The organism is Paenibacillus sp. 598K (genome assembly GCF_003851045.1).
In the GTDB taxonomy this organism is placed as follows: domain Bacteria; phylum Bacillota; class Bacilli; order Paenibacillales; family Paenibacillaceae; genus Paenibacillus_D.
The window spans coordinates 46,114-57,609 of sequence record NZ_BFBX01000093.1 but is presented as its reverse complement, the minus strand read 5'-3'; the positions used below and the strand labels follow the sequence as shown (position 1 = coordinate 57,609).

Sequence of the window (11,496 nt, the reverse complement as noted above, 5' to 3'; positions counted from 1 at the left end):
TCCCCGCCAGCCGCATCCGCACCAGCGCCGAGAACGCTGCGGAGGAGAGCAGCTCGACGTTGCGCGTCAGCCATTGCAGCGTCACCTGCAGGACATCGCGCAGCTGCGAGGCATCCTTAAGCTTGCGCGCCAGATAAGGCTCGAAGAGCTGCGCTGTCAGTCGTTCATCGGCGAGCACCTTGCGGAAAAACGCTTCGCTCAGTCGGGGCTGCGACTCCAGCGCCCGGTAGTAGGCGGCGGCTTCGTCGCCCCGCTGCTCCCGGACGGCGGCCTGAATCGCCATCATAAAGTAGCGGACGAGCTGGGACTCGATCGCCGTGCCGCCAGCCCCGTAGAAGTCGGCGAACACCTGCGCCACCGCCGGCTCGGGCAGCCGCCCGGCTTGCAGCGCCGCATTCTCGTCCTGGAAGCGCGCGCCCATCAGCTGCAGCAGCTGCGGCTTGCGCGGCAGCGCGCCGTCCGGCTTCAGGTAGCTGAGCGCGCTGCGCAGCACAGTCAGCCGCTCGGCCTCGTAGGCGGCGCGATCGCCCTCGCCGACACGATAGAGCAGCGCCAGGTGGTGATAATCCGCCATCGACGTATGATGCTCGGCGCCCATGTCCGCCAGTATCCGCTCGGCGAACTCGGCGAACTGCGCGGCCCGCTCCGGCTGCTCCAGATTCGCCCAGGCGAGGTCGAGGAACGCTTGGCCGTCGCCCTCGTAGTTCACATTAACGACGCGGTCGCTGGGCAGATCGAACACGAACTCGCGCTCCAGCGTTCGGTCTCCCGGCCGCAGACTGCCCTTCTCGACGAAGATCAGATGGACCGACTTGCGGCTTTGCGGGTCCTTGGCATACGTGATGAAGCCGAGCTGCCGACGGAAGGCGGGAGGCAGCGACGTATAGAGCAGCTGCAGCAGCTGCCGGGCCCGCAACGGCAGCTCGCCGATCGGCACATCGAGCGCGAGGTAGACCTTCTTTTTGCCGCCGACAGCGGTCATCACGGCGAACAGCAGCTGCTTGTAGCGCTTCTCGTCCAGGCCCATCCGGCGCAGCGCGTCGCGCGCAGGCTCATCTAGCGCGGGAGCGCGCATCGGCAGCTCGTCCAGCTCGGGCAGCTCGCTGCCCTGGTCGATCGCATAGCTGCTCTGGAAGTCGGCGTTCAGCCAGCTTGGGACGTCCGCGCTTTCTTGCTCCAGCCGCCCGGCCGGGATGACATAGTTGTGCGTGAAGAAGGTGCTGCGCAGACCAGTGAAGTCCGCTGGCACATAGACGCTGCGGCCGAGCAGCAGGTCGCCGTTGTCCAGACGTACGGCGTGCATCGTCTCCGGGTAGGCGCTCGCGTCCTTCTCGCCGCGTCCCGCCAGCTCGGCGGGCGCATCGTAGACGCAGTAAGGATGAAGTTGTTTTTTGACCAGCTGACTGTCCAGTCCAGTCGATAGCGCGATCGTGTCGTAGCCCTCGGTGGAGCGGAACACGCCTCGGCGCTCGCGCGTATACATCTGCTGCTGGATTCTGGCGGGAGTCGGTGTTGGCACTAGTCTCGTCTCCCCTCGATGTAGTTCAGCTTGTAGAGCAGCCAGATGAACGGCTCATCGACCCGGATCGGCTGGACCACCGTCTGCATCTTCTGATCGACCGGATTGCTGCCGAGCGCGGACACGGCGTAATAGGCGGTATCCTTGAAGTAGACGTCCATCGTCCCCTTGAATGGCCGGTCGACCTTCTCGATGAAGCGGCGGATCTCGCCGTCGATATTCTCGAACTCGTTCAGGTTGAAGTAATCCCGATGCACCATATTATTAAAAATGTTGCTGTTTGACTTGATATACTCGCCGTCCTCGTCCTTGAGCGCATGCAGCATGTCGCTCTTGGTCAGGACGACCGCCGTCGGGATGTCGGTCTTGCTGTTGTCCTGATAGGCGATGAAGTCGCCGAACAGACTGAGCACGACGTCGCGCGGCTCGTCGTATTGCGAGACCCATTCGCCGGGCGCGTCGCCGAGCTGGATGCGGATGCGATCGCGGATCGAGCGGATCTGCAGCGGATCGACGAGCAGCAGGATACCGGCGGAGTTTTTGATATGCTGGCCGTGCAAGCTCAGATAGTCCTGCTCCACCATGCCCTCGCCGGCGACATCGAAGAACACCAGCGTCAGCGGCGGCTTGCGCTCGTCGCGGAAGACAAACTGGAAGATGAAGGGCTCCTGCATCTTCTCCTTCTGGGTCGAGGCGAGCAGATCGCCCCGCTCGAACAGCGGCTCCTCGTACAGCGTGCGGAACTTGCGGCTGATCTCGGTCGTCAACGGCATGCAGGCGGCGCCGAAATGATCGGCCGTCGTATGCTGCAGCGTATGGATGAGCGAGGTCATGTACACCGACTTGCCGACCTGGGAGGCGCCGATGATCGAGATGATGTTGCTCGGCACCTTGCCTGCCGTCACCGGCAGCTCGTTGTGGCATCTCGGGCAAAGCCGTCGCCGGGTGATCTCGCCGTAGCGGTCATTGAGCCCGATCAGCACCTCGTCGGAGTAGATGCGGCGCTCCTCTGGCACATCGCGCGGGTCGAGCACCGCCTCGATATCGTGGACGGAGTCGAGGCCGAACCGCTCCCGGTATCGATTCAGCTCCTCGTCCTCGCCGAGCGCGTAGTCCTCGTCGTCCTCCCGGTAATGGATGGCGCGGAAGACGACATCGTCCGGCGTGAACTTGCTGAAGCAAAAAGGGCAGACGATATCGTAAAACGGCGGTTCCGGCTCGGGCTCCGGCTTCCGCTTGAACAGGTCGAATAAACCCATGGCGTACTCCTCCTTAAAGTAAGCTCAACTGCCGCTCCTCGCAGCACCTAAAAGGAACGTCGTTCCAGGAGCCGATAACTAGTAGCACGATCCTGGTATACCGTTACTATAGACATTGCACGGTCACGCGTCTTCCTCTTGCTTATTGAGACTCGCTCCATTCGCGATACGCGCATGACTTGCGTATATGCATCCTAAAGCGATTCCTTTCATTGCGTAACTGCAAAAATACCTTTATTTATGCTCCAAAGCGGGTGCAAAGGGAATTTTAATGCAAAAGTGCAGTTATTTTTGGAAAATGGGACATGAGGAGGCAATTTCAACAAGATTAAGTGCACATTTGCATTTATTTACCTGTTTCTACCTCATTTCGCCGCAAATAAAGGTACTTTTGCATTTATCGCTCTATCATCCGGCCCATTGTCCCCGGATTTCGAAAGCTTCTGCTGTCAGATCATCAAGAAATCTGGGGACAAGCCTTCAAGGTGAATGGAGTGGCGCACCGCAAGCTGTTCAGCATCCTGCAGCCGCCCAGGTCACAGGTACCAGCTCGTAGACCTGGTAAGCGCTCAGCTCTCTGAAGCCAGCTCGCGGACTGCGTAAGCGCTCAGGTCTCGGGCACCAGCTCGTAGATCGAATAAGCGCTCAGATCTCAGGCACCAGCTCGTAGATCGAATAAGCGCTCAGGTCTCGGGCATCAGCTCGTAGACCGCGCCGTAGAGCTGACGATCGGTAAAGAATAGCCGGATCTGCTCCTCCTTGGCGATCTCGATCGGCGGCAGCTCGTTGCGTCCGGCCGCAAACGGCGTGATGAACGGATAACGGATGCCGTCGTCGATGCTGGTCGGCGGGCCGCCCGATTTCTTCACGTAGCAGAGCACATCCTCGCCGATCGGCACCTCGGGCGAGACGTGGATCTGCACCGTTTTGCGCTTGCTGAGCCAGCCGCTCTTATATCGGATCGCATAGCGAATCTTGGCGCGTCCAGCGCTGACGGCGGCGGTGTTGTCTGCGTCCGGCTGCAGGATGAGCAGCGGGTCGCTGCCGCTCTCCAGGCAGGCGTAGACGGTATAGTATGAGGTGCCGACGCCCTCTATGCGGAAAGAGTAGCCATGATTGGCCTTGTACTCGGCCCGCGTATAGAGCTTGAGTCCGCGTCGCTCCGGTTCGCCGCCATGCGGCGGCTCCGGCGTGCAGCCGATATAGACGGCGTCGACGCCGGTCGGCCATATCCAGCGCAGCGTGCAGCGGCCGTCCTGGATCGTGCGGGTCAGTTGCGTAATAACAGGTGAATCCGGCTCAGCCGGCTGGAATCGCATGCGTATCCCTCCGTTGGTAATGTAGAGATCGGGTGACGAGTTCGTCGGCGTCTCCTCAGAAGCCCCGGTTGCGACGGTCGCGGGTCGACCTTCGATCCTCGTCGTCGGTCGGGCGTCCGACCCGAGCCGCCCGGCGCGGCTTGCCGCTGCCGGCGTTCTGGCCGCGCGTATTCTCGCGGACCGCCACGAACAGCGGGAAGAGGCCGATGAAGAAGGCGATCAGCAGCAACGCGCCCAGGCGCGAGAGGCCATCGGTGAAGCCGATGCCCGACAGACTGCCCTCCAGCAGCCAGCCGCCGATCAGGCCGCCGACCGCGCCGCCGATGCCAAAGCTGCGGGCGAGGTAACGGTTGTCGAAGAAGACGCCCATCCCAACGCCAATCAACGCGCCCAGCGCCGCGATCGAGAGGATGCGCAGCCATTGGTAGAAGCCGCTGTCCGCCGAAGCGCCGTCCCGCTCGGTGACGAGCGTCCGATCCTCGACCGATTCGTCGTACAGCGAGCGATAGACGAGCGATAGCTCGCCCGCTTCGCGGACGTCATGGTACGAGCCGCCGGTCGCTGTCGCGATCGATTGCAGCGCTGCGACGCCGCTCGCATCGTCGAGGGCCAGGCCGACCGTATGCAGGACGATCTCCTGACTGACGAAGCGGTCAAGCTGGCTCTGGATGTCCGCATCGCTCTGCCCATCGGAGAGCAGGATCGCCATGACGCCGCGATCAGGCTCGGTGCGCGTGTCGATTAGGCTGAGCGTCTGCTCGAGCGCCACAGCGAAGTCGGTGCCGCCCTCGGCGGTCTGCAAGCTGTCGATCGCGGCATACACCTCGTCCTTCTCGATCTGCCGGTCCATCCGCGTGAACGGCTGTACGACCTGGGCCTGATCGGTGAAGACGACGACGGCGACGCGAGTCTTCTCGTTCATCCGGTCGACCAGCTCGCGAGCGGCGGCGAACCGCTCGTCACCCGGATCAGTCTCGGTCATGCTGCCGGAGTTGTCGATGACGAGCACATAGTCGCGAACCTGCCGCTCGCCGCCCAGATGGAGGCCGTACAGCAGCTGGAACAGACTGCCGCCGACGAACAGCAGCACCAGCGTCGCTGGCGCCAACAGCTTCCAGGACAGATCGGTATAGCGAGCTCGCCAGGAGGAGCCGCTCAGCAGCGGCTGCATCAGCTCGGCGATCAGACAGCCGAGGCCGATGGCGAGGGCGGCGACGCCGAAGTACAGTCCGATCAGGACCGGTCGCGGCATGCTGTCGCCGTATGCGCCGAGCAGCAGCTCGCCGAGGGCGAAGCCGACGACCGCGCCGATCAGGCCGAACAGGAGGAGCAGGACATTTACTTTTCGTTGCATGACATTCCCCTTCTTCCATCATATATCACCACTTGTGTCTCGCGCGCTGATCCGGCGCCGCTCTGGAAGCTACAGCAGCTCCGGCAGCGTCTCGGGACTCGGGCCATGCAACTGGTAGCCGTTGCGCAGATACGTCTCGTAGTAGACCTTGTTGTTGCGATAATAGATCAGATCCTCCAGGTGGAAGCCGCCCATCAGGCTCAGCTTGTCCACGCTGCTGCTGCGCCGCTCGTGGACGACGCCGAGCTTGTGGATGCGGGAGGAAGCGTCCGCGCCGAGCGCATAACGGACGAAGGCGCTCTCGCCGTCGCCGAACAGATAGCTCTCCTCGTGTCGATGCTCGTGCGTGTAGTCCAGCAGCCGGATGCGGATGATCGCTTGCTCCTGCAGCGTCCGGTACAGACGGAGGAACAGGTCCTCGCGCGAGAGCGCCTCGCGGTTGCCGTACTCGACCGAGACGTTGGCGCGGCGCAGCAGCTCCTCCTCAAAGGAAAGCGTGAACGGCTCCGCCGTCAGCAGCTGCTCGCGGCAGAAGACGATAAGCCGCTCGAGCAGCGGATCTGCGCTGTCTGCTAGCAGGGCATCGACATCGCCGATGGCTCGCGGCTCGCGGAGGAAGCCGGGGCCGCGCCGTTCCTCCATCTCGGCGAACAGCTCGGCGGTGACGCGCTCGTAGTAGGCGAGGATATTCTGACCGGTATAGTCGTCGGTCTGTCGGATACTCGCCTGCGCCGCCTCGAGGATCGTCTGCTCCAGCGCGACCAGCCGATCGGCCTTGTGCTGCGCCTCCGGGTGCAGACGGGCTAGCGCCTCCAGGAAGCGCCGGCACAGCTCGCGCTCGAGGCGGAGCTGCAGCAGATCCCACTTCTGACCGTACACCTGCTCGAAGAAGACACGCAGGAACGCCCGCGTGTTGTGCTTGCTGAGCAGGGGCAGGCGTGGGAACTTGAGGTCGTCGACCCGCAGCGCAAGCGTCTGCTCCAGCTCCTGCTCGGCGACCTGCATCGCCGTACCCAGCTCGCGAATGCGCGCTTGCAGCAGCCGTACCGCCTCGCCCGGCTCGGGCTGCTCACGCGTCCAGGCGGCCAACTGCATGAAGCTGACGCCGCGCTCGCGCGCCTGACTGCGAGCCAGTGCCCGCCGCAGCTCCTCGTCGACGCGCAGCTCTGCCAGCCGCGCCCGCATCGCATCCTCGAACATGCTGCGGAAGAAGCGCTCGCCGCCCTCGCCGAGCAGCGCCGCCTCGGCCTCCCGCAGCGTCATGCGGCGGAGCTGGTCGAAGCCGACCGGATGCGTCAGCATGCCGTTCATGTCCTCCAGCCGCTCGGGGCCTGGCAGCAGGTCCGCCATCCGGGCATACGTCGACGGCTCGTCGAGGCCGAATACGGCCAGCACCGCCTGCGCATCGAGCCCCGGATCGGCGGCGAGCCGCCCTCGCAGCTCGCGAGCGCTGTGGTAGAGAACCGCCAGCGCGATCGCGTGGTTCGGCCGCCGCACAGCAGCCAGACCCGCGGAGACGTAGCCCTGCCGACCAGAGTCGGCCTTGAGGCTGCTGCGGAAGGAGGCGTTGTTGTAGCTGTCCGCTCGCATGGCTGCGCCCTCGCCGTCCTCGGGGCGCGGCTTGCGGTTCTTCAGCAGCAGGATCGCGCCGATCAGCGCCGCATTGTCCTCGAGGCCGCCGGGCACGCTGAGGCCGCGCTCGTCGCGGTCGGAGAGCATGTAGACGAGATCGAACAGCGGCGCCGGGCCATGCGACACCGGGATCGCCAGCCCGTCGCCGGTCACTAGCAGCTCCGCTTCATAGCGGTAGTCCGGCTGCTGCATGCCTGACAGCTCGCGCAGGAAGCCGATCCCGGCCGCTCCCGCGTAGCCGTAGCCCTCGTCCTGGTCGCGCTCCTGGATGAGCGTATACAGGTCAAGCTGCACCGACTTGAAGAGCTGCTGGAAGATCGTCCGCGCCAGCAGCGTCAGCTCCGGCGCCAGCACATTGAGCGGATCGTCGACGCGCGTGACGACGGCCATGTGCAACCGGTCGAACGAATGGTACAGCCGTCCGTAGTCGGCGATCCGGTCGCTGATCTGACGCAGCGCCCGGTTCAGCTGCCGCAAGCAGTCGGGGTTGCTGTGGAAGGCTTGCCAGACGGCCTGCCGCGCCGTCTTCTTGTCGCCAGCGGCCGCCTCCCCGATGCCTTGCAGCACGGTGCGCATCATGCCGGCGGTCATCCCGGCAGCGTCTTGCCGACCATCGGCTGTCAGCGCCGCTTCCTCGCCATGTCCGGCAATCTCGTAGTAGATGACGCCGGCATGATTGTCCCAACGGACGGCGTTGGCCTCCATCATCGGCCCGACCGTCTCGGCGACGCTGTCGCCGACGAACAAGAAGACGGTCGGGTAGTGGATGCTGCTCTGATCGTCCTGACGGCCGCTCAGCTTGCGCTGGGCGGCCTCGTACTCGGCGGCGAATGCCTGTAGCCTCGGCCGCGCCATTACTTCAGCTTCCTGCGGATGTCATGCAGCTTGGTTGTCATGTTCCGGTAGAACTGGTAGAGCTCCTCGCCGCCCGCCAGCTCCAGCTTCTCGTATTCGAGCCGCTCGCGCGCTTCGAGGAAGCTGTTGAACATCGCGTTCAGCCGCTCCAGCAGCGGCGAGGTGTCCTCGGCCGACGTCAGCTCGTCCACCCGGCGCGAGCTCTTGCGCAGCAGCGTGCTGCGGCTGCGGTCGTCGAGCTTGCGGAAGCTCTCGAAGATCTCGTACTCCACATAGTTGCCGCTCTTGACGAGGTTGGCAAACGGGCTCCACGGCTCCTCCTCCGGATCGCGATCATAGACATAGAGCGCGCCCTTCTTCTGGATCGTGTCGGTGTAGAGCGCCTCGATGAATTGATCGTACCACTTGTCCTCGTCCTCGTGCAGGGCGAGCAGTTGCTCCAGCTCCGCCGCCTTGCGCTCGATCGCCTCGTATTTGGCCAGCTCCTCGCGCACCCGGGCCAGCAGCTCCGGCGAGCGGATCAGATTCTCCTTGGCGAGGTCCTCGTTGTAGCTGCCGAAGATGTCCTTGGTCGACTCGCTTTCCAGTCTGTCTGTCAGCAGGCGGCGCAGCTCATGGTAGGCGCGCTTCACCTCGCCGAGGTTCGGCTTGGATGAGCCGAGCTGCATATGATACGCCTCGAGCGTCGCGCCCAGGTCGAAATGCTTGGTCATCCGCACCGTATAGCGGCTGCTCGTCGTATTGTCGACGTCCTTGGCGAGGATGATGCCGTAGGCAGTCGCCTTGTCGAAGGTCTCACGGACCCGCGCGTTATGGGCGCGCACCCGGGGATTGGTATACGTATCGCCCCATGACTTCTCCGGGATCGGGGACGGCAGGTACGTCCAGTTGACCTTGTCCGTCTGCACGAGATGGCGGCCGACGCCTTCCTTGTCGAGGATCGTCCGCTCGTAGCTCTCCTCATACACCTTGAGCGGCGTATAGACGAACAGCGGCACGCCATTGCGCGTGTTGAGCCAGAAGATGCGGTTTTTGACCTCGCTCTCCTTGATCGTGAAGTGCGACTTGCCGATCGCGTTGTTCTGATAGTTGCGGATGCCCTTGAGGATGCTCGGCGCCTTCAGCGGCACGGAGACGAAGCCCCAGGACGGCACATGCAGATTGCCGGAGCTGTTGCTCAGATGGAACACCGGCACGGCTTCCTCGTCGAGCTTGCTGGCGATATGCCGCTCCACGAACTTCTCGATCGACTCGTCGTTCCCGTACTTCAGCACGAGGAACTCCTCCATCGACTGCGTGATCAGATCGCCGAACTTGTCGGTCAGGAAGGCCGAGATCGAGCCGACGATGTCGATCTCCTGCTCCTTGAGCCACAGATCGGAGTGGTCGAGCAGCGCCTGCGTAAAGTCGCGGATCAGATCGTCGCCGTCGCGCTTGTCCATCATCTTGGTGATCATCTCGGAGATATCGGGTACGCTGACCAGATTCCAGTAGTACGTTTTGTTGCCCTTGTGATCGACCTGCTCCTCGCCGCTGGTCAGCAGCTCGCTGTTTTTGGAGAAGATGCCGTTCAGCACATTGAGCGTCTCGGTGAACACATTGTAGATGCGGCTATTCTCCTGATTGAGCAGCTGGTAGAGGTCCTCGTAAAATTCGATCATCTGCTCATTGCGCTCGATGTCCGCGCGCAGCCAGTACTCGTGAATCTTCGCTTCGATATAGTTGTTTTTCTTCTTGTCCTTGGAGACGAAGGCGCTCTTGGCGTCGCCCATCCGCTCGTCGGCGACATCCTGCGCCTCTTCGATCTCGCGCGGGATGCGGGTCAGATTTTCCTTGAGCGTCTCGATATAGGAGAGCAGCATCTTGAGGATGCAAAAGCCCTTCTCCGTATAGAGCAGCCGCGACACATAGAACGGCCCTTGCTCGGGATGGAGGAAGAGGCGGCGCACCTGATCGGTGAACTGCCCGGCGATCTCGCCCGGCAGCTGCTTCTTCGCCTTGATGTATTCCTCGCGGGCGCGCGAGAGGAAGGTCATCTCCAGCTCCGTGTCCATGCTGACCGACTGCATTTTGATGACGTTGTTATAGTTCAGACGCTCGCTGTTCTCGAAGCCCGGCAGCGGGTCCGGCACGCGCGCTTCGAACGCCTTGACGACCGAGTCGAGGTCGATGCCCAGCTTGCGGGCGAACTTCTCCACGTCCTCCTGATTCGGCGCTTTGTCGAACATCGTGTCCATCTTGGCGAACAGACGATACGCCAGATACGTCGTCATCTCCTCGATCGGCAGGACGGCCGACGAGGCGCCGATGATGTTGTAGTCGTAGTTGGCCGGATACAGCTTGTTCATCTGCGCGATGTTGGTGCGGATGTTGCTGATATAGTCATGGATGGCGAACTCTTCGCCAGATTGCTTGTCCTCGCTGGCCATGAAGTTGGTGATGTTCTCGGCCGTGACGTTCATACAGTAGTCGTAGGCGTTCTCCAGCAGCTTGCCTTCGGCGTTGGTGGCCGAGATCAGGTGGCACAGGTTAAACGGCGGCAGCGGCGAATTGACGGTCAGGATGTTGCCGTACTGCTGACGGAACCGGTCGCCGCGGCTGTCGACGTTCATCCAGTAGTCCAGCTCCTTGAGCGCGGCGTAGCCGTTTTTGCGGATATATTCGCGCGTATGCTCGCTGAGGCTCTTGTTGGCCAGATTGATGTCCGGCGTGAACAGATAACCGAGCGTATTGACGCGGTCGATGCCTGCCGAGCCGTGGTCGCGCTCGATGATGCCGCGCACGATGTAGGCGATATCGAGGAAGGTGCCGCTGCCGGTGCCGCCGGAGAGGCCGGTCAGCAGGAACACCATCAGCTTTTTGTTCGTGCCGACGGACAGCGTCTTGATCTTCTTGTCGATGCTCTGGACGACCTGGTTGATCTTGGTGAACAGCAGCAGACGCCCGGCCTGGCGGACGCCGGCGGCGCCGTTCATGCCGTCGGTGATGCTCAGCTCCGGCGACAGCCACTCGGTGATGTACGGCTCGAGGATGCTGCGGTTTTGCAGCAGTCCGCCGACCTCGGCGTTGGAGAGCAGCACGAACTCATTGATCGGGTCGAGGCCGATCCCTTTGTAGCGCTTGTTGCGATCCTGCTCGTTGGTCTCGAAGGCGAGGAACTCGACGTTGTTCGGCTTCTCCATCTTGCGGCGGGACACCGGGTCCTCCGGCAGCTTGAAGCGACGGTTGATCTGGTATTTGAGCCGCAGCAGCGCATCGATGCCGGTACCGCCCAGACCGATGATGAGGATCGGATTGTCGATCGTATCGACGCGGATCTTCTCGCTGACGATGCCTCCGCCCAGCGAGACGTCGAGCTGTTGGATATGTTCTCGAATGACTGGTTTCATAGTTTCTACCCCCTAGTGGTGGTTCATTTTTTAGACGATATATTCGATGTGGATCGTTTTATCTACCTGCTGCAGGACGACGGTGACGCGGTCGCCGTTTTTGAGCTCGAGGCCCTTGCTGGCGTCGACGGCGCGGCCGGAGCGTTCGATGACGCTGCCTGAGCCGTTT

At 62.6% G+C, this 11,496-nt stretch carries 6 protein-coding genes; all 6 read right to left on the bottom strand.

Annotated features, from left to right (window positions below; genetic code table 11):
- Positions 1-1,519, bottom strand: a 1,519-nt coding sequence (locus tag PA598K_RS25100) for a GAP1-N2 domain-containing protein (protein WP_446674102.1), incomplete at its 3' end; no start/stop codon positions are given.
- Positions 1,519-2,778: a TRAFAC clade GTPase domain-containing protein gene (locus PA598K_RS25095; RefSeq protein ID WP_128659587.1), complete on the bottom strand. Its 1,260-nt coding sequence runs from the start codon at positions 2,776-2,778 to the stop codon at positions 1,519-1,521. The genes PA598K_RS25095 and PA598K_RS25100, both read right to left, overlap by 1 nt.
- Before the next feature lie 683 nt (positions 2,779-3,461).
- Positions 3,462-4,097 (bottom strand): beta-mannanase, encoded by a 636-nt coding sequence (locus tag PA598K_RS25090; protein ID WP_128659586.1) that lies wholly within the window; start codon positions 4,095-4,097, stop codon positions 3,462-3,464.
- Positions 4,098-4,152: 55 nt separating this feature from the next.
- On the bottom strand, positions 4,153-5,451 hold the full coding sequence (locus tag PA598K_RS25085; RefSeq protein WP_128659585.1) for a vWA domain-containing protein: 1,299 nt from the start codon (positions 5,449-5,451) through the stop codon (positions 4,153-4,155).
- Between the two features lie 69 nt (positions 5,452-5,520).
- Positions 5,521-7,938: a transcription initiation factor TFIID gene (locus tag PA598K_RS25080; RefSeq protein ID WP_128659584.1), complete on the bottom strand. Its 2,418-nt coding sequence runs from the start codon at positions 7,936-7,938 to the stop codon at positions 5,521-5,523.
- On the bottom strand, positions 7,938-11,327 hold the full coding sequence (locus PA598K_RS25075) for a tubulin-like doman-containing protein (protein WP_128659583.1): 3,390 nt from the start codon (positions 11,325-11,327) through the stop codon (positions 7,938-7,940). The genes PA598K_RS25080 and PA598K_RS25075 overlap by 1 nt, the downstream gene beginning before the upstream one ends.
- Positions 11,328-11,496: the final 169 nt, after the last annotated feature.